Annotated in this window: 18 protein-coding genes; 16 read left to right on the forward strand and 2 right to left on the reverse strand. The window is 41.8% G+C overall.

Annotated elements, in window-relative coordinates; genetic code table 11:
* The first annotated feature begins 119 nt into the window (after positions 1-119).
* Genes BKH46_RS06760 through BKH46_RS06775 form a run of 4 tightly spaced genes read left to right on the forward strand, consistent with a single transcriptional unit; the run spans position 120 to position 5,734 of the window.
* Positions 120-1,313, forward strand: coding sequence for a TolC family protein (locus BKH46_RS06760; protein ID WP_253248326.1), 1,194 nt, complete (start codon positions 120-122; stop codon positions 1,311-1,313).
* Positions 1,310-2,365 carry a sodium:proton antiporter gene (locus BKH46_RS06765; protein ID WP_095226080.1) on the forward strand — a complete coding sequence of 352 codons (1,056 nt, stop codon included), beginning with the start codon at positions 1,310-1,312 and terminating at the stop codon, positions 2,363-2,365. Before BKH46_RS06760 ends, BKH46_RS06765 begins: the two co-directional genes overlap by 4 nt.
* Positions 2,365-5,421 (forward strand): efflux RND transporter permease subunit, encoded by a 3,057-nt coding sequence (locus BKH46_RS06770; RefSeq protein WP_095226081.1) that lies wholly within the window; start codon positions 2,365-2,367, stop codon positions 5,419-5,421. Before BKH46_RS06765 ends, BKH46_RS06770 begins: the two co-directional genes overlap by 1 nt.
* A 10-nt stretch (positions 5,422-5,431) precedes the next feature.
* Entirely contained in the window at positions 5,432-5,734 is a 303-nt protein-coding gene (locus BKH46_RS06775; RefSeq protein ID WP_095226082.1) for a DUF3240 family protein, read from the forward strand.
* A gap of 1 nt (position 5,735) precedes the next feature.
* Here BKH46_RS06775 and icd read toward each other — a convergent pair whose 3' ends face one another.
* Positions 5,736-7,028 (reverse strand): isocitrate dehydrogenase (NADP(+)), encoded by a 1,293-nt coding sequence (gene icd / locus BKH46_RS06780; RefSeq protein ID WP_095226083.1) that lies wholly within the window; start codon positions 7,026-7,028, stop codon positions 5,736-5,738.
* Positions 7,029-7,195: 167 nt separating this feature from the next.
* On the opposite strand from icd, the gene BKH46_RS06785 reads away from it, so the two are divergent.
* From BKH46_RS06785 to BKH46_RS06800, 5 genes are all read left to right on the forward strand, one after another.
* Entirely contained in the window at positions 7,196-8,479 is a 1,284-nt protein-coding gene (locus BKH46_RS06785; RefSeq protein WP_095226123.1) for a citrate synthase, read from the forward strand.
* A 45-nt stretch (positions 8,480-8,524) separates the two neighbouring features.
* Positions 8,525-8,683, forward strand: coding sequence for a hypothetical protein (locus tag BKH46_RS09505; RefSeq protein ID WP_172402589.1), 159 nt, complete (start codon positions 8,525-8,527; stop codon positions 8,681-8,683).
* A 117-nt stretch (positions 8,684-8,800) separates the two neighbouring features.
* A complete protein-coding gene (locus tag BKH46_RS06790; RefSeq protein ID WP_095226084.1) occupies positions 8,801-9,304 on the forward strand; it encodes a Rieske 2Fe-2S domain-containing protein in 504 nt (167 codons plus the stop codon).
* Between the two features lie 9 nt (positions 9,305-9,313).
* A complete protein-coding gene (locus tag BKH46_RS06795) occupies positions 9,314-10,546 on the forward strand; it encodes a cytochrome bc complex cytochrome b subunit (RefSeq protein ID WP_095226085.1) in 1,233 nt (410 codons plus the stop codon).
* Entirely contained in the window at positions 10,546-11,403 is an 858-nt protein-coding gene (locus BKH46_RS06800) for a c-type cytochrome (RefSeq protein ID WP_095226086.1), read from the forward strand. Before BKH46_RS06795 ends, BKH46_RS06800 begins: the two co-directional genes overlap by 1 nt.
* A 69-nt stretch (positions 11,404-11,472) precedes the next feature.
* On the opposite strand, the gene thrC is transcribed toward BKH46_RS06800, so the two are convergent.
* Positions 11,473-12,942, reverse strand: coding sequence for a threonine synthase (gene thrC, locus BKH46_RS06805; protein WP_095226087.1), 1,470 nt, complete (start codon positions 12,940-12,942; stop codon positions 11,473-11,475).
* 115 nt (positions 12,943-13,057) lie between these two features.
* Between thrC and BKH46_RS06810 the strand changes: the two genes are divergently transcribed.
* The 7 genes from BKH46_RS06810 (at position 13,058) to BKH46_RS06840 (ending at position 18,675) form a co-directional block, all read left to right on the forward strand.
* Entirely contained in the window at positions 13,058-13,270 is a 213-nt protein-coding gene (locus tag BKH46_RS06810; RefSeq protein WP_095226088.1) for a hypothetical protein, read from the forward strand.
* Positions 13,267-14,280, forward strand: coding sequence for an NADH:flavin oxidoreductase/NADH oxidase (locus tag BKH46_RS06815; protein ID WP_095226089.1), 1,014 nt, complete (start codon positions 13,267-13,269; stop codon positions 14,278-14,280). Before BKH46_RS06810 ends, BKH46_RS06815 begins: the two co-directional genes overlap by 4 nt.
* Before the next feature lie 11 nt (positions 14,281-14,291).
* Entirely contained in the window at positions 14,292-15,662 is a 1,371-nt protein-coding gene (locus BKH46_RS06820; protein WP_095226090.1) for a potassium transporter TrkG, read from the forward strand.
* The gene (locus BKH46_RS06825; RefSeq protein ID WP_095226091.1) at positions 15,659-16,330 is read left to right on the forward strand and encodes a TrkA family potassium uptake protein; all 672 of its coding nucleotides are present in this window, start codon (positions 15,659-15,661) and stop codon (positions 16,328-16,330) included. The genes BKH46_RS06820 and BKH46_RS06825 overlap by 4 nt, the downstream gene beginning before the upstream one ends.
* Before the next feature lie 72 nt (positions 16,331-16,402).
* The gene (locus BKH46_RS06830) at positions 16,403-16,780 is read left to right on the forward strand and encodes a hypothetical protein (RefSeq protein ID WP_095226092.1); all 378 of its coding nucleotides are present in this window, start codon (positions 16,403-16,405) and stop codon (positions 16,778-16,780) included.
* 21 nt (positions 16,781-16,801) lie between these two features.
* A complete protein-coding gene (locus BKH46_RS06835) occupies positions 16,802-17,470 on the forward strand; it encodes a response regulator transcription factor (RefSeq protein ID WP_095226093.1) in 669 nt (222 codons plus the stop codon).
* Positions 17,461-18,675, forward strand: a complete 1,215-nt coding sequence (locus BKH46_RS06840) for a HAMP domain-containing protein (protein WP_095226094.1) — start codon at positions 17,461-17,463, stop codon at positions 18,673-18,675. The genes BKH46_RS06835 and BKH46_RS06840 overlap by 10 nt, the downstream gene beginning before the upstream one ends.
* Positions 18,676-18,748 lie beyond the last annotated feature (73 nt).

An 18,748-nucleotide genomic window follows, 5' to 3' on the forward strand; every position in this document is an offset into this window, starting at 1 on the left:
ACACAAAGATAATGATTTTATTGTTTAATTGTTTTTTTAATTTTCTCGGAGTTGTGATGATCGGATTGAGAGCGATTTTTATTTGGTGTTTGTTGTTGGTTTCTGCGTTTTCTTATGAGATGAGTCTTGCTGCATTTAGCAAAGCCATAGAAGCCAATTCGATTGCGCTCATCGGCAAAAAGGCTGAGTTTGCTAGCTTGCTTGAAGACCAGAGGTCTTTGATTGCTTGGGATTATCCTTATGTAGAAACAGATGTTTCTATGGCAAAAAATAACGCCAATAAAATGGCCCCTCAGACTACAGCCCTTTTAATGCTTATCCCCAAGCTCCCTTGGGTCAGCACAATGCTCTATCAAAGCCTCCATATCAAGACGATCCAATACAAAAAAAGCTATGAATTGAGTAAAAATCTTACTTTTATCGCAGCCAAACGGCTCTATCTCAACTACACAATCACCAAAGAAAAATACGATATCTACACCCAAAGAGAAAACAACTACCTCTCTCAGCTCAATATCGCAAAACAAAAGGTCAATGCAGGTAGTATGTCGCAAAAAGACTATATCAATTTCAAAAATTCTTATCTGGAATCGCGTCTGGCTAAAACGCAGGTTGCTTCTATGTTGATTGATTTAGAAAAGACATTAGACACGCTCATAGCCCGCACGAGCCCTGATGTTTTTGATACGCCTTTAGCGCCTGTGATGACACAAGATATTAAAGTTACAGGGCTTTCTTTTGGGTATGTGAAGATCGAAGATAGTGCCCTCAAGCAGATTTTAGACCATTCTCTTTATGTTGATATCATCGACTTGAGCGCTAAGGATTATCAGACCAATGCCAAACTAGCCAATCGCGACCGATTCAATACCTTAGAAATCGGCGCAGGAGTAGAAAATGTCAATGATGCGACAAATATTTCTTTGAAATTCCAGATCCCCTTGCCAGTTACGCCTAAAAATACCCACCTCAAAAGAAAATATATGGAACTCCAAAGTGGGGCTTTAGCACAAAGTGAAGTCATCAAGAGAAATATTCGTATCCAAACCCACTCTTATATCGACCAGCTCAAAAATAAGGAAAAATACATCGAAATACAAAAAGAAAATATCCAAAACAAAAAACATCTGATGGAAATGGGCAAAATCGCTTATGAATCCCAAAAAATAGGACTTTTTGAATATCTGATCTATCAAAATTCTTATATGGACGCACTCATTGCTTTAGCTGAAGCTAAACTTGATTATGTCAATACCACAGCCTTGCTAGAAGAAGCGCTCGGTCAGAGTCTAAATTCAGGAGAACATCAATGAAAAAATGGTTGCTTATAGCCGTATTTGTCCCATTTTTATGGGGGTATGAACCCATCAAAATATCCCAAGCCCAGCTTGATGATTTGGGTATCACTCTCATTTCTGTCAATGAGGGCATAGAGAGTTTGGGATTGCCCTTTAATGCGTATATTGACTTTGATAACAAAAGCTCAACAACGCAAAGCTCTAGCTTTGATGCTATCGTTACAGCGCTTTATCGGCGAGAGGGCGAGAGTATCAAAGAGGGCGAGGCAATTTGTGAGATCAGCTCTATTGACCTCAATAATCTCTATTTTGAACTCCAAAACACCCAAAACAAGCTCAAAGTTGCCAAAGATGTGACCCAAAAAGATCAAGAACTCTACAAAGCAGGTGTGATTTCTAAGCGCGAATACCAAACAAGCTATCTTGCTAGCCAAGAGATGGAGCTTAAAGTCAAGCAGATACAATCGACTTTCAAAGGATTTGGTATCGATCCCAAAGAGCCTAAGGGCAAATATGGCTTCCGTGTGGTCGCGCAAGATAGCGGTATTTTGTCTGTAGCGCCCAAAAATACAGGAGAAAAAATCCCTGCCTTCACGACTTATATCCGTATCACCAAGAGCAAGGATTTATTAGGCAGGATAAAAATCCCCATCAGTATGTCAAAATACATCAAAAAGGGCTCAGAGGTCTTTGATGAAGAGGGCAAAAAAATTGGTGTGATCGAATCGATTTCTGTCGTGCTTGATAAGGCTTCAAATGCGATTTTAGCCACTGCGCTGCTCCAGCACGGGAATTTTCGTGTTGGCGAGATGATTGATGTGTATATTGAGGGTATGAAACCACAAGATTCTATAGCAATCCCCTCCAATGCCCTCATCAAAAATGGCAAAGATTATTTGGTGTTTGTCCGCACACAAGAGGGATTTATGCCCACGCCTGTGCAAGTGATTGAAGAACGCGATAATCTATTTATCATCAGCGACAAACAAATCAAACAAGGCGCTCAAATAGCCTCTGGCGCACTCATTGCCCTCAAAGGTATTATCAATAACATAGGTGAAGAATAATGCTAGCAAAAATCATTGAGTTTTCGCTGCGTCAGAGGATTATGGTGCTAATTTGTGCGGGGATTTTATTGTTTTTTGGCTCTTATAGTTTCATCACAATCCCTATCGATGCTTTTCCAGATGTTTCTTCGACGCAAGTAAAAATCGTTTTAAAGCTCCCGGGGCTTTCTCCTGAAGAGATGGAAAATCGTGTTGTGCGTCCTTTAGAAATGGAGCTTTTGGGCTTGCAAGGGCAAAAATCCTTACGCAGCACCTCTAAATACGCTATTGCAGATATTACCATTGATTTTGATGATAAGGTTGATATTTATTTGGCCCGCAATATGGTCAATGAAAAGCTTTCTATGGCGATGTCTGACTTGCCTGATGGGGTTGAGGGGGGGCTAGCTCCGATTGTAACGCCCCTCTCAGATATGTTTATGTTTACCATTGATGGGGATTTGCCTGAAGTGCAGAAGCGCCAATTGCTTGATTTTGTGATACGCCCTGCTTTGCGGACTATCAAAGGGGTTGCTGATGTGAATTCTTTAGGGGGGTATTCTCGTGCGATTGTTGTGATCCCTGATTTTAATGATATGGCAAGGCTTGGGATTTCTATCTCTGATCTTGAAAACGCCCTCAAAGCCAATCTTAAAAATGATGGCGCAGGAATGGTGGATAGAGATGGAGAAACATTTTTAGTCAAGATACAGACAGCTATGATTGATGAAGAGGGGATAAAAAGTATCACAATCCCCACAAAAACGGGCTATATCCATATCGGGGATTTTGCTAATGTTGTATCCAACTACCGCACGCGCCTAGGTTTTGTGACTAAAGATGGTATCGGAGAAACCACAGAGGGGCTAGTCCTCTCACTCAAAGGGGCAAACTCCAAAGAAGTGATTGTCGATGTCAAAGACAAACTCGCCCAGCTAGCACCCCTTTTGCCTCCAAATGTGCATATCAATACCTTTTATGACCGCTCAGAGCTCACTCAAAAAGCTGTCGATAATGTTTCTAAGACACTCATAGAAGCCATCGTATTGATTGTGATTACATTATTTTTATTTTTGGGCGATTTGCGTGCGGCCATTGCTGTGAGTGTGATATTGCCTTTGTCGCTAGCTGTGGCGTTTATCTTGATGAAAGCCAATGGTATCAGTGCAAATCTCATGAGTTTGGGAGGATTGGCCATTGCGATTGGTATTTTGGTTGATTCAGCTGTGGTTGTTGTCGAAAATGCTTTTGAAAAGCTCAGCACCAACAAATCCACGACCAAGCTCCACGCCCTCTATCGCTCTTGTAAAGAGATCGCTGTATCTGTGGTGAGCGGGATTGTAATCATCATCATCTTTTTTGTCCCTATCCTTTCGCTTGAAGGGCTTGAGGGCAAGATGTTCCACCCTCTAGCAGCTAGCATTGTCTTTGCTCTACTTGGCTCTTTAGTGCTTTCTATCACGGTGATTCCTGTCGTGAGCTCGATTGTCTTAAAGGTCAGAGCGCACAAAGAAACTTTTTTGACACGATTTTTTTATCGTATCTATACTCCAATGCTTGCTTTTTCCCTCAAGCATTCTCGTGTGATGTTTATGGGCGCAGGGATATTTTTAGTCGCTAGCTTTTCGCTCTATCCATTTGTAGGCAAGGCATTTATGCCCACACTCGATGAGGGGGACTTGGTCTTAAATGTCGAAACCACGCCTGCAATCTCGCTTTCTCAGTCTAGGGACTTTATCCTCAAGGTCGAAAAAAAGATCCGTGAAAATGTCCCTGAAGTCAAAACTATCGTAGGGCGCACGGGCTCTGATGAGCTTGGTTTGGACTTGAGCGGGCTCAATCAAACAGATATGTTTATATCCTTTAAGCCCAAAAAACAATGGCAAGTCAAAAATAAGCAAGAATTGCTCGATAAAATCTCTGCTGCCCTAGAGGATTTCAAGGGGATCAATTTCATATTCACCCAGCCCATTGATATGCGCGTTTCTGAAATGCTTACAGGCGTGCGGGGGGATTTGGCAATCAAGATTTTTGGCGATGATATTTCTCAGCTCAATACACTGAGTGCGCAAATCGCACAGCTACTCAAGGGGGTTGAGGGCTCAAGCGAAGTATTCACCACGCTCAATGAAGGTGTCAATTACCTCTATATCACGCCCGAACGCCACGCAATGGCAAATGTCGGTATCACAAGTGATGAATTTTCTAAATTCATGAAATCCTCTTTAGAGGGCTTGATTGTCGATTATGTCCCCAATGGCTTTGCTCGCGTGCCTGTGATGATCCGTCAAAATAGCGATATTGCTACAGATATTACCAAGCTCAAAAGCCTTGAAATGGCCTCTAGTCGCAGTGCAGCTGTGCCAATCACTTCAATCGCTCAAATCACTGAAGTGGATGGACCTGTGACAATTGTGCGGGAAAATAGCCGTCGTATGAGTGTGGTTAGGAGCAATGTTGTTGATAGGGATTTGGGCGGGTTTGTTGATGAAATCAAATCCAAAATTGCTACACAAATCAAGCTCCCACCCAATTATTTCATCACCTATGGTGGGCAGTTCGAAAACCAGCAACGCGCCAATGCAAGGCTTGCTACGGTGATACCAATCAGCATTTTAGTGATATTTTTCATTTTATTTTTTACTTTTAAAAGTATCCCTTTAGCGCTTTTGATTTTGCTCAATATCCCCTTTGCGATCACAGGAGGGCTGATTTCATTATTTTTATCGGGCGAATATATTTCTGTGCCTGCGAGTGTGGGCTTTATTGCGTTGTTTGGTATCGCTGTGCTCAATGGCGTGGTGATGGTGGGGTATTTCAAAGAGCTACTCAAGCAAGGTAAGACAATCGAAGAAACCGTGTTTTTGGGAGCTAAGAGGCGTTTGCGTCCTGTGCTGATGACAGCTTTTATCGCAGGGCTTGGGCTTGTGCCGATGTTGCTTTCTTCGGGCGTGGGCTCTGAGGTTCAAAAACCCCTTGCAATCGTTGTTTTAGGAGGGTTGGTGACTTCAAGTGCTTTGACCTTGCTTTTATTGCCCCCAATGTTTTTAGCCCTGGCCAAAAAACTCAAACTCTAAGGAGAAACAGATGGTTTTGCTTGAGATTTATGCAGATGCCCAGCTCAAAGATGGGCTAGTGGATCGATTGCTTGAAGATGGTTTTGATGATTTTTATTATATAGAATGCCATCAATATGCGGCTACATCGCTACTTTTGAGCGAAAAAGAACAGGTAAGTGGGAGGAAAGAGTATGGTATTTTTAAGATTTTTGCCCCAGAAGCTACTGCTAGAACACTTGCACAAAAGATTTATACACATTTTGGGACTGAGGGACTAAAGATTTTTATCCATCTCTCTATCAGCCCCATCACCCCCTCTTGTGCGCCATAATTTACATATGTGCGATCATCACATCAGCAAATTCAGAGCATTTCACTTCCGTAGCCCCTTGCATCAATCGAGCAAAATCATAGGTGACTTTTTTGGATTCAATCGCCTTTTTCATCGCACTGACAACCAAATCTGCTGCTTGTGTCCAGCCCATATGTCGGAGCATCATTTCAGCTGAGAGGATCAAAGACCCAGGATTGACCTTATCAGCCCCAGCGTATTTGGGCGCTGTGCCGTGTGTGGCTTCAAACATCGCTACAGAGTCATTGAGATTTGCCCCTGGAGCAATCCCAATACCCCCTACCATCGCAGCAAGTGCATCAGAAATATAATCCCCATTGAGATTCATCGTAGCGATCACATCATATTCAGCAGGTCGGAGGAGGATTTGCTGCAAAAACGCATCTGCAATGACATCTTTGATGATGATTTCCTTGCCTGTTTTAGGGCTTTTGAGCTTGCACCAAGGCCCGTTATCAATCTCGCTAGCCCCAAACTCATTTTTAGCCAAGGCATATCCCCATTTCATGAACGCCCCCTCAGTGAATTTCATGATATTCCCTTTATGCACCAATGTCACAGAATCTCTGTCATTTTCTATGGCGTATTCTATGGCTTTTCTGACTAGGCGCTCTGTGCCCTCCTTGCTAGCAGGCTTGATACCGATACCACTGCTTTGTGGGAAACGGATTTTAGTCACTTTCATTTCTTTTTGTAGATATTCAATGAGCTTTTTAGCCTCTAAACTCCCTTGGGCAAACTCAATACCTGCATAAATATCTTCACTATTTTCACGGAAAATCACCATATCGACTTTTTGGGGTTCCTTCACAGGGCTAGGACTGCCATACCACCGCACAGGGCGCAAGCAGACATAAAGATCCATCATCTGGCGCAAAGCGACATTTAAAGAGCGGAATCCCTCGCCCACAGGCGTAGTCAATGGCCCTTTGATAGAAACTTTAAAATAATTGATCGCATCGACTGTATCGGGTAAAAGCCATTGCTCCATCGGTGAAAGCGAGCTTTCGTTCTTGAATTTGTTGTAACATTTCTCGCCCACATACACTTCATACCAAGCGATTTTTCGCTGATTGTTATAGGCTTTTTGCACGCTTGCATTGATGACTTTTTGCATGGCTGGAGTGATATCAACTCCAATACCATCGCCCTCAATATAAGGGATCACAGGGCAATCAGGGACTACTAGCTTACCATCTTTGCTGATTGTGATGGCCTCACCACTTTGTGGCAACGGGAGTAATCGGGGGTTATAACCGCTAAATTTTGACATAATTCTCTCCTTTGTAAAATAGATACTATAGTTTAGCACTAAAAAAATAAAAATGTAGGAAATCCAGAAAGTTGTTGACTTATTTTAAGAGTTTATGTGTAAAATAGTCTTGGTGACCAAAAATGGTAGAAAATTTTTTTAATCCTTTAATAGAAAGCGAGGCACAAATGGCTACGGTAACTTTAATCAACAACGAAACCAATCAAAAGTTTGACTTCGATATCATCGAATGCACACGCGGCCCTAAGGCGGTCAATTTTTCTAAACTCTTTGAAACCACGGGGATTTTTTCTTATGACCCCGGATATGGCTCTACTGCGGGGTGTGAATCCACTATCAGTTATATTGATGGCAAAAAGGGCGAGCTGCTTTATAAAGGCCATAAAATAGAAGACTTGGTCAAAAAATATAAATTCAGTGATGTCTGCAAGCTTTTGATTAGCTCAGAATTGCCTAGCAACGAGCAAGAGTCTTTGGCTTTTGATTTAGAACTCAGACATCGGAGCTTTTTGCACGAGGGATTGATCAATCTTTTTTCTGCACTCCCTGATGGTGCGCACCCAATGGCGACACTCTCTTCGGCTGTGTCTGTGCTCTCAACACTCTATTATGACCATAAAGATATGGAAGATGAAGATGACTACCAGACAATGGCGCGCAGGATTATTGCTAAAATCCCTACAATGGTGGCTTTCTGCTATAGAAACGCTGTAGGTGCGCCCTTTATCTATCCTGATGTCAAGCGCTCTTATGTAGAAAACTTTCTTTATATGCTCCGTGCCTATCCCCATCAAAGACTCAAGCAAACCCTCAATGGAGAAGAAGAAATCACACCCCTAGAAGTCGAAGCCCTCGATAAGATATTTACCTTGCACGCTGATCACGGGCAAAATGCCTCCACAACCACGGTCAGAAATGTCGCCTCCACAGGCGTGCATCCTTATGCAGCGATTTCTGCGGGTATCTCTGCACTATGGGGGCCTGCACACGGTGGGGCTAATGAAAAAGTCCTCAAACAGCTCAATGAAATTGGTGATGTGAAAAATGTCGATAAATTTATCGAACGCGTTAAGGACAAAAATGACCCTTTTAGGTTGATGGGCTTTGGACATCGTGTGTATAAAAACTATGACCCACGCGCTCGAGTGCTCAAATCTCTCAAAGATGAACTCGATAAAAAGGGTATCAAAATGGATACGCATTTGAGTGAAATCGCCCAAAAAGTCGAAGAAGTCGCGTTGTCTGATGATTATTTTATCCAAAGGAATCTCTATCCCAATGTGGATTTTTATTCAGGTATTATCTTGAGTGCGCTCAAAATCCCTACACATCTTTTCACGCCTATTTTTGTCATCGGCAGAATGCCTGGTTGGTGTGCGCAGCTTTTAGAGCATATCAAAAACCCCCACGCTAGGATCACGCGCCCCCGCCAAGTCTATATTGGCAAATAACCCTCTCGCACTTAGCTTATATCTAAGATTGTGTTTTTAGGGATTTTGGATACTTTAAAGAAGTATCCAGCAATTCTATTCAAGTCTATCAAAGTCAATGCACGCACACAATCAGCACATTTAGCACATTGCACGCACGCAATGAGTGCGTTGCAAATACATAACAAACATATCAATAATGGGATAATTCTTAATATTTCTTGAGAGTTTTTGTTAAAATTTTGCTTTTATCAAAGATATTTAAGTCTTTATAAACTAAAATTAGCTGATTTTTCTACGAGAACAATAAAATCAACCAACAATAAAAAGGAGAACTGAGCTATGGCTGAGATCAAACGACGCGACTTTCTGGGTATGACACTCGGGGGGGTGACTGCTGTGGGGGCGGTGGCTTCCCTTGTGGCGATGAAAAAGACTTGGGATCCTCTACCTAGTGTCGTATCTGCGGGTTTTACAACGACAGATGTAGGGAATATGAAAGATGGTGAGTTTTCGACTGTCGAGTGGCGGGGCAAGCCTGTGTATATCATCAAGAAAAACAAAGGGGCTAGTTTCAACCCACAGAGGGATTTTAAAATCGGTGAAGATATATTCACAGTGGGGATTCAGATCTGCACACATCTAGGCTGTATCCCGATATTCCACCCTGAAGATAAAGAGTTTTTATGCCCTTGCCACGGGGGGAAATTCACCCTTGATGGTATCAATATCCCTGGCACACCACCTCCCAGACCTTTTGACATACCTCCCTTTAAGCTTGAGGGGACAAAGATCGTTTTTGGGGAGAGTGGGGCTGAGTATGAAAAGATGATAGGCAAGGCATAAGGAGAAGCAATGGCACAAATAAAACAAGCAAACGGATTGGTGGATTGGCTCGATCAAAGGTTGGGGATCAAGAAGCTCACAAAGGTTTTGATGACAGAATATTGGATCCCTAAGAATATCAATTTTCTATGGGCAATGGGCGTGGTTTTGACAGCCCTTTTTACGATTTTAGTCGTTTCGGGGATTTTTTTATTGATGTATTATAAGCCCGATGCGAATATGGCTTTTGATAGCGTGAATCATACAATCATGCAAGAGGTTGCTTTTGGCTGGTTGTGGCGGCATATCCACGCTGTGGCTGCGAGTATGATTTTTGTGATTTTATATATCCATATGTTTGTGGCCATTTATTATGGTTCTTATAAACACGGTCGGGAGATGATTTGGATTACAGGTATGCTGCTGTTTGTGGTGTTTTCTGCAGAGGCGTTCAGTGGGTATATGCTGCCTTGGGGGCAGATGAGCTATTGGGCTGCTACGGTGATCACTAATCTTTTTGGCGGGATACCTTTTATAGGGAATGATGTTGTTGAGTGGGTGCGGGGTAACTATGTAGTGGCCGATGCGACTTTGACAAGGTTTTTTATGCTGCATGTGTTTTTGCTCCCTGTGGTGATTATGATACTCATTGCTGTGCATTTTTATTCTCTACGAATCCCACATGTCAATAACCAATATGGCGAGGTGCTAGATTTTGAAGCTGAAGAGAAAAAATACATCGCAGGCAAGAAAAAAGAATCCAAAGTGATTCCATTTTGGCCCGTATTTCTCTCTAAAGATATTTTTGTAATCTGTGCTTTTATGGTATTTTTCTTTTATTTGGTGTGCTATCACTATGATTTTGCGATGGATCCAGTCAATTTTGACCCTGCTAATAGTATGAAAACACCTCCACATATCTATCCTGAGTGGTATTTTTTGTGGAGTTATGAGGTGCTCAGAGGATTTTTCTTCAGTGCAGAGTTGGGATTGGTGGCTTTTGGGATTGCACAAGTGATATTTTTCTTCTTGCCTTGGCTTGATAGAAGCCCTAAAATCGCTCCTGCACACAAGCGCCCTGCGTTTTTAGTATGGTTTTGGCTGATGGTGATCGATTTGATTGTTCTGACAATCTTTGGAAAGCTACCTCCTGAGGGGGCTAATATCTATGTAGGTTTTGTCGCTTCGATTGCATTTTTGATATTGTTTTTGGTCGCATTGCCCATCATCACGATTATTGAGAGAAAAAAGGGAGGTGAGTGATGAGAGAGTTTAAGATATTAATTCTTTTGATCGTAGTGATTGGTGTGATTTATTGGGGTGTGGAGCCTTTGGCGCATTCGATCATGCACCCTAAAGTTGCTCCTGCAGATTATAGTTTTAAAGATTTAGAACAGATTGATTTGAGCCAAGGGGACGCACTCAAGGGCAAGAAGCTTGTAGCTGATAACTGTACAGCTTGCCATAGTATCAAATCCCAAGATATAGCCGCCCCAATGGACGAGGCTTCAGCCGCGGCAGCTTATGGCGTTGTCCCACCGGATTTATCGCATGTAGGGGCAGTGTTTGATCATAATTTCTTAGCAAATTTTATCAAAGACCCCATCAAAGCGACCAAATTAGAGCATAAGTTTGGCGATGCAAATCCCTATCCAATGCCTGCGTATAATTGGATGAGTGATGAGGATATTGCTAATATCGTGGCCTATCTTGTTTCGATCGCACCCAAAACGCTCACAGATAAAGAGGTCTTTGAGCAATCTTGTGAGCGCTGCCATAGTGTGGCTTATGACAAACTCACAGCACTCACACCCGATGCAGATTTGGAAAAATATCTAGGCACTAAAGCGCCCGATCTTTCTATGATGATACGCAGTAGAGGAGCACATACTTTGAGTGTCTTTATCAATGATCCTCAAAAGCTGCTTCCAGGGACTCCAATGCCGCGTGTAGGGCTTGATGAAAAGGCTGAAAAGCAAGTCATTTCTTACTTAGAACAAGTCGGCGATAGCAAAAAGGCACAAAGAGATGCTTTGGGCTATAAAATCATGATATTCTTTGTTGTGATGGCTGTGCTAGCGTATGCTTGGAAGAGAAAAATCTGGAAAGATCTCCACTGACTCTAACGCCCCTCTTTTGGGAGGGGAAATTGAAACTTCAAGCACACGAAATGTGTGCTTACAAACTACTCATAAAATATCAGAAAGCCACTGCAAAATCACTGATTTGACTTCTGTTGGATCTACAATATCTTGATGGATAATTGGTTGTGCGAATAGCTTTTGTATTGTTTGTGGAACGGGGATATTTTTTTCTTCACACAAATATTTGATAGCTTCTTTGTCGCTTAAATCTTTGTCAAAAAGGGCTTTTGTCATCGTGGGAGCAAACTTACTCCACTCAGCTGTTGAGCAAATGACTACCAAATCTTTAGGGGCTAGCTCTTGTGCAGCCTTGAGGGCTGTGGCTGTGTGGGGGTCTAGCAAATAGCCATTTTCAAAAGACTCTTTGATACAAGCCAAACACGCACTATCACTGCAAGCTGTGGCTAAAAAATGTTCTTGGAGTTTTTGGAGCTCAGCAGGAGTGAGCTGATAGTAGTGCTTACTCTCAAGATTTTCCATCAATTTATGGGTGCGATTGGGACCAAAGAGGGCAAAAAGCAGCCTTTCGATATTGGAGCTTTTGAGTATATCCATCGCAGGGGAGGTGGTTTTGATGAGTTGCTTGGTGCGAATATCATAGATACCTGTCTGGAAAAACTCTGTTAAGATATTGTTTGCGTTAGAAGCGATGATGATTTTTTGGATCGGTAAGCCCATCATTTTAGCATAAAACGCCCCAAGCGCATTCCCAAAATTCCCACTTGGCACGACGATAGAGATTGCTTTGCCATAGGGGATTTTTTCACTTTCTAAAAGGCGAAAATACCCCCAAATGTGATAGATAATCTGAAATGCAATACGCCCAAAATTCACCGAATTGGCCGCTGAAAGGGAGATTTGCTTTGCTTTGAGAGTTTCTTTGAAAGAGGTGTCTTGGAGTAGGGATTTGAGGATATTTTGCGCTGTGTCAAAATCGCCTTTGATACCTAAAACCTTGAGATTTTTAGCGTTTTGTGTAGTCATTTGGAGGGCTTGGACATCGCTAGTGCCTCCTTGTGGATACAGACAGAGGACAAAAATATTTTCTTGGTCAGCAAAGCTTTTGAGCGTGGCAGGCCCTGTATCTCCACTTGTGGCAGTGAGTATGAGGTATTTTTTGCCTTGTTGGTGGGCTAATTGAGAAAATACAGACCCAAAAGGCTGCAATGCCATATCTTTAAACGCTCGCGTAGGGCCGTGGTAGAGCTCTTGGGCATAAAGTTGGTTGTGGATTTTAACCAATGGCGCAGGATTTTGCGGGTCATCAAAGCTTTTGTAGTGCTCTAGGGCTTTTTTGAGTATCTCTTTGTTGAGCTGTATGCCAAGTTGTGTGAAGATATTTTGCACAAGCTCGGGGTAAGATAGGGATTTGAGCGGCCCAAAATCAATGCATGGGATTTTTTCTAATGTATATAAGCCCCCAAAAGAAGCGCTGGGATCAAAAATAGCTTCTTCAAAATTTTTTTGCTGGGCGATTGTGTGGTCTGTGCCACGAGTCTGTGTGAAATTTCTCATACCAAGCCTTCGTATTTGGAATTTAGTGGATGCGTGATTTTAACAAAATATAAACCAAATGTAATGCAAATTGGAGTAAAGTGCGATCACTTCAAATATAGCTATGGGGTTAAAGATGGAATTTCAATATAAATTAATGATGTTTGGGTTTTCGGCTTTGTGTGAAGATATGGACGAGGTGCATCAAAGAATCAGACAAATACCTATTGAGCGAGCGATGGCAGAAACGATTGAGCAGTGTTATTTGATCGATTTAGCCAGTGGGGAGAAGCGAGATGTGCTTTATAATGAAAAGGGATTTTATATCTCAGGTGAGGAAAATCAATGAATACCACACTTTTTTCAACTTGGCAAATCAAGGACTTGCAGATAAAAAATCGCATTGTCATGGCACCCATGGATCAATACAGCGCCAAAGATGGCTTGGTCAATGATTGGCATTATACGCATTATCTGACACGGGCTATTGGGGGTGTGGGGCTCATTATCATCGAAGCGAGTGCTGTGAGTGCTGATGGGCGCATATCACAAGGGGATTTAGGGATTTGGAGCGATGGGCATATTTCTGGATTGCAGTCTATCACGCAAGCTTGCCAGTCTTATGGCGCAAAAGTAGCTTTGCAAATAGGGCATGCAGGCAGAAAATGTGAGTGTGGGTGTGGGGAGATTTTTGCTCCCTCAGCGATTGCTTTTTCTCCCACTTCTAAAGTGCCTAAAGCCCTAGAGATTTCAGAGATTGCGCGTATCATAGAAGATTTCAAGCAAGCAGGCAGAAGAGCTCTAGAAGCAGGTTTTGACGCGATTGAAGTCCATGGGGCACATGGATATTTGATCAGTGAGTTTCTCTCACCTTTATCCAACAAGCGCACAGATGATTATGGCAAAGATAGAGCAAAATTTTTGCGAGAAATCCTCCTTGCGCTCCGTTCTGTGCTCCCTTGTGATTTTCCTATATTTTTGCGCGTATCAGCAAGGGATTACCATCAAGATGGGAATGATGTGGGGGATATGATTGCTTTGCTTAGGGGGCTCAAAGGGCTTTTTGATGTTTTAGATGTGAGTAGTGGGGGAGTAATCGAAGCTGCTATTAAGGTCTATCCGGGGTATCAGATTGAGTGTGCTCGCTTGCTTAGAGAGGCTTTAGAAATCCCTTGTATCGGTGGAGGGCTTATCACAGAGCCCAAAATGGCCCAAAGGCTCATCAAGTCTGATACAATCGATGCTGTATTTTTAGGTAGAGAGTTGTTGAAAAACCCATATTGGGCTTTGCAAGCTGGATTGGAGCTAGGCGAGGAGATAAGCTTGCCTAAGGCATATGAGAGGGCGCGATACCTCTAAGGAGGAGTCTTGTGAGGCTCAATAGTATCCGTATTTTGCTTTTTAGCTATTTTGGGATTGCGCTTTTTGGGGCGTTGCTCTTAAGCCTAGATGTAGCCCATAGAGGTGAGATGAAGTTTTTAGACGCTTTTTTCACGGCTGTGTCTGCTTTTACTTGCACAGGATTGATCGTCAAAGATACGGCTTTAGATTTCACTCCTTTAGGGCAGGGCATTATTTTGGGGCTCATACAGCTTGGGGGCTTTGGGTATATGACAATGCTAGGGCTGTTGTATGTGCTTTTTCGGAAAAACTTAGGCAAAACAGAAAAAACTCTCATCAAAGAAACGCTCAATTGCTATTCTTATGATGGGTTGGTGGTCTTTATCAAAAAGATTTTTATTTATGTAGTGATTTTAGAGAGTGTAGGCGCGGTGCTTTTGGGTCTTATTTTTTGTGTGAAATTTGGGCTTGATGGGGTTTGGTATAGTGTTTTCCACGCAATTTCTGCGTTCAATAATGCAGGATTTTCTACTTTTTCTACTAATCTTATTGATTTTCGAGCAAATATATTGGTCAATCTTGTGATATGTCTTTTGATTATTATCGGGGGTTTGGGCTATATCAGCATTGCTGAATTACATTTTTTTGCCTATCAAAAATTCCAAAATTCCAAAAAATCAGATTCTCTGCAAGCTGGATCCAAAGAAATACGCCCTTCGTTACATCTTAAAATCGTTTTATCAGGGACTTTGATTTTGATTGTTTTGGGTATGGTCATGCTTTTAGTCCTTGAGTGGGATAATATCAAGACTTTTAAGAATTTTTCTTTGTATGAGAAAGTTTTGAGTGCGTTTTTTACTTCAGTCAATTACCGCACAGCAGGTTTTAATACCTTTGATTTGGGTGGGTTGCGGGATTCGAGCTTGTTTTTTTCTGTTTTATTGATGGCTATTGGCGGTGCTCCAGGGGGGACAGCTGCAGGGATTAAGATCACAACGGTGGCAGTTTTGCTTGCTTTTTGCCGAGGGGTGCTGACAGATTCAAAGCCGCGGCTTTTTGGCAGAGCAATTGATGGGGATAATGTCCAAAAGGCGATTGCGATTTTTTTGATTGCTTGTATTTATATTTTGGGTTCTAGCTTGATTTTGAGTATCGCAGAGCCTGATGCGAGGTTTTTAGGGATTATGTTTGAGGTGGGTTCGGCTTTTGCTACCGTGGGAGATTCTGTGGGAAATGGGGGGACTTTGAGCTTGAGCGCACATTTTAATGATTTTGGAAAATGCGTTATTATATTCATGATGATTTCAGGGAAGATTGGGATTTTGGCGTTTTCATTGGCCTTGTTTGGATCGCCTAGAACTCCGAGGGTGGAATACATCAAAGAAAGGGTGGTGCTATGAAAAAGACTTATGCTGTGATTGGATTGGGGAAGTTTGGCACTTATATGGCAAGAGGGCTTGCAACACAAGGCGAGAATCTCATCGTTTGTGATAATTCACGGGAGAATTTTAGGGATTTGCAAAATGATATTGAAGATCTCTATGTCCTTGACTCTACAGACAAGGTCGCGCTCGCAGAAGCAGGGATCAGTGAGCTTGATGTGGTGATTGTCAGTATCGGGGAAAATATCGAAGCTTCTATCCTCACAGTGATGGCACTAAGAGAATTAGGGAACAAAACCATCATCGCTAAGGCTGTGAGCCAAACGCACGGGCAGATATTACTCAAAATCGGATCTGATAAAATCATCTATCCAGAAAAAGAAGCAGCAAATCGCTTGCTCAGTGAGCTTGTGAGCCAAAAGGCAGATGTAGAGCTTATCAGCGAAGACCTCAAGTTGTGTAAAATGATTGCAGGGGAGCTTTTTGGTAAAAAGACAATTGCAAGCATTGAGAGCAAAACCCCTGAACTCTCAAATCCCCAATCTAAGGAGAGTCTGAAAGTCATAGCCATCAAGAGTGCTGAAAAATGGCAGCTTGATATCGACCCCAATTATGAAGTCTTGAACGAAGATTTTTTGGTGCTGATTGGGAGTAGTGGCGTGATTGATTTTTGTGCAAAAATGTAAAGTTGTCGGATAATTGACAAAAACCAAAAGGTTAGTGATTATAATTTTATAAATATTTAAAAAAGGTTAGTGATGAAAAAAATCTTGCTTTGTTTGTGCCTGCTTGGTTTGCTGAGTGCTGATAGCTGGCGGGATCTCAACGAGCTACATAAGGGCTTGAAAGAAGTGGATTTGAGCCATAGACAAGAGAAAGAAATCAAAGAATTATTCAAACAATACCACGATGAACTCAAGCAATGGTGGCATAATAACGAAAAAGTCGATGGGCTGATTATGCATTATTTTACAAAAGACAGCTTGGATACTAAGAAAATCAAAGCCCAAATGCAGGCCAATTGTGATAGGAAAATAGAAATGGATATGCGATTTTTGAAAAATCTACACGCTATTTTAAACGCCAAACAAAGAGATAAAATATCTCATGAATTCCACGAACACGACGATGATTAGAAATAACCTCAAGGAGTATATATGGGTAAATTGCTATTGATAGAAGATGATTTAGAAATGCAAGGGCTGATTAAGACTTATTTAGAACAAGCAAAATTTGAAGTCCTAGTCACAGGGCTGCCCTCAGAGTCTTTGGAGCTATTGAAGGAATATCAAGGCAGCATTGATTTGGTCGTGCTGGATTTGACTTTGCCTGAAATGGACGGCTTTGAGCTCTGCAAGAAAATCCGAGCCATCTCACAAGTCCCTATCATCATCTCCACAGCAAGGGGCGATATTTATAACAAAATACAAGGCTTTGAAAAAGGGGCTGATGATTATTTGGCTAAGCCTTATGAACCCGCTGAGCTTATTGCGCGTATTCATGCGATGTTAAGGAGATTCAAGCCCAAAGAAATGGTGTTTGATAATTTAGCTATCAATATCCAAAAACGCGAGGCCAAAATCGACCATCAAGTCCTAGACCTCACAAATACAGAGTTTGATATTTTGGTGTTTTTGATAGAAAATCGCCTCCACCCTGTTTCCAGAGAGGCTATTGCCAATACAATCAATGCAATCCACGAAGACAGCTTGCTACGCAGTATCGATACACATGTGCGTAATCTGCGGCTCAAGCTCAATGACAACGCCAAAGAACCCAAATTTATCCAATCTGTATGGGGGATAGGTTATAAATTTTGTTTATAGGTAACTTGCGTGTAAAATTCAGTATTCTTTTTGGTATGGCGTTTTTGTTTGTCGTGGGACTATGGTATCAGACAGATAAAATCATCATCGAGCGCCAAAATGAACGGATCAAAAACGAAACAATGCTTTTTATCCAGAGCATTTTACCCAACTACACAGCGGGGAATCTCAATGCTGTCATGCTTTCAGTGAAAAAGTTTGGCTACACGCGTTTGCGGTATATGCCCACTCATTTTGAAGTCATCGAATCCAGACACGATGATATGCTAGGTATCAAGATATTCCGCACGCAGCATAAAATCGGCTTTATGATGAATTATTTTGGAGATCATTTTATTGTCGTCAAAAATATCGAAATCAATTTTTGGGAGAAAAATCGCTTGCGGGTATTTTTCTTACCGATTGTGTTTATTTTGATGGTGCTTTATATCATTTCTTTTTCTCTACTCACGCCCTTAAACAAGCTCAGCAATGCCATCAAAGAATTTGCTAAAGGCAAGTATGATCGGGTGCTAGATACCAAACGCAAAGATGAAATCGGGGATTTGATCAGAGCTTTTAATTTCATGCGCGATAAAATCCATAAAATGCTTAAAAGCCGCGAATTGATTTTGCGTAATATTGGCCATGAGCTCAAAACCCCTCTAGCGAAGATGAAGCTGCTTTTAGCCTTGGAGAAAAACAAGACCCAAGCAGTCAAAAAACTAGAACTCTATGTGCTAGATATGCAAAAAATCTCTGATAATATGCTGGAGTTTGAGCGCGTTAATAGCGGGAATATCGTGATTGCAAATGAAAAATTCTTGAGTGAAACTCTGATGTTTGAAGCACTCTCTAGCTTTGGAGATGAAGAGAGCAAAATCATAGCAGATTTTGGGAATAACTTTGTGATCACAGGGGATTTGCGGCTTTTGTCTGTCGCAGTGAAAAATCTCATAGAAAATGCCCTGAAATATTCTAAAGAAGAAAAAATCTATGTGGAGTGTATCGCTGATAAAATCTCTGTCAAAAATAAAGGCGATCCTTTAGAGCATGAGATTGGTTATTATTTGGAGCCTTTTTGCCGCGATGTATCGCATAATGCAATCAGTGGGCACGGGCTGGGGCTTTCTATTGTCAGTGAGATTTTATCCTTGCACCGCTATAGGCTTGAGTATGTCTATGAGGAGGGGTATCATATCTTTAATATCTGTTTTAAGGGATAATATGGGTTTTGGTCTAAAAATCTTGACCTTTTTTAGTGTATAATCTTTAAGAAAAATATCTATATTAGTTTTG

It is taken from the genome of Helicobacter sp. 12S02634-8 (genome assembly GCF_002272865.1).
Taxonomy (GTDB): domain Bacteria; phylum Campylobacterota; class Campylobacteria; order Campylobacterales; family Helicobacteraceae; genus Helicobacter_J.

Coding starts and splice junctions, on each gene's coding strand:
- BKH46_RS06765 (WP_095226080.1), top strand. CDS start 1,310: ATGAAAAAATGGTTGCTTATAGCCGTATTTGTCCCATTTTTATGGGGG.
- BKH46_RS06825 (WP_095226091.1), top strand. CDS start 15,659: ATGAAAAAGACTTATGCTGTGATTGGATTGGGGAAGTTTGGCACTTAT.
- BKH46_RS06795 (WP_095226085.1), top strand. CDS start 9,314: ATGGCACAAATAAAACAAGCAAACGGATTGGTGGATTGGCTCGATCAA.
- BKH46_RS06760 (WP_253248326.1), top strand. CDS start 120: ATGAGTCTTGCTGCATTTAGCAAAGCCATAGAAGCCAATTCGATTGCG.
- BKH46_RS06770 (WP_095226081.1), top strand. CDS start 2,365: ATGCTAGCAAAAATCATTGAGTTTTCGCTGCGTCAGAGGATTATGGTG.
- BKH46_RS06835 (WP_095226093.1), top strand. CDS start 16,802: ATGGGTAAATTGCTATTGATAGAAGATGATTTAGAAATGCAAGGGCTG.
- BKH46_RS06800 (WP_095226086.1), top strand. CDS start 10,546: ATGAGAGAGTTTAAGATATTAATTCTTTTGATCGTAGTGATTGGTGTG.
- BKH46_RS06775 (WP_095226082.1), top strand. CDS start 5,432: ATGGTTTTGCTTGAGATTTATGCAGATGCCCAGCTCAAAGATGGGCTA.
- icd (WP_095226083.1), bottom strand. CDS start 7,028: ATGTCAAAATTTAGCGGTTATAACCCCCGATTACTCCCGTTGCCACAA.
- BKH46_RS06815 (WP_095226089.1), top strand. CDS start 13,267: ATGAATACCACACTTTTTTCAACTTGGCAAATCAAGGACTTGCAGATA.
- BKH46_RS06790 (WP_095226084.1), top strand. CDS start 8,801: ATGGCTGAGATCAAACGACGCGACTTTCTGGGTATGACACTCGGGGGG.
- BKH46_RS06830 (WP_095226092.1), top strand. CDS start 16,403: ATGAAAAAAATCTTGCTTTGTTTGTGCCTGCTTGGTTTGCTGAGTGCT.
- thrC (WP_095226087.1), bottom strand. CDS start 12,942: ATGAGAAATTTCACACAGACTCGTGGCACAGACCACACAATCGCCCAG.
- BKH46_RS06785 (WP_095226123.1), top strand. CDS start 7,196: ATGGCTACGGTAACTTTAATCAACAACGAAACCAATCAAAAGTTTGAC.
- BKH46_RS06810 (WP_095226088.1), top strand. CDS start 13,058: ATGGAATTTCAATATAAATTAATGATGTTTGGGTTTTCGGCTTTGTGT.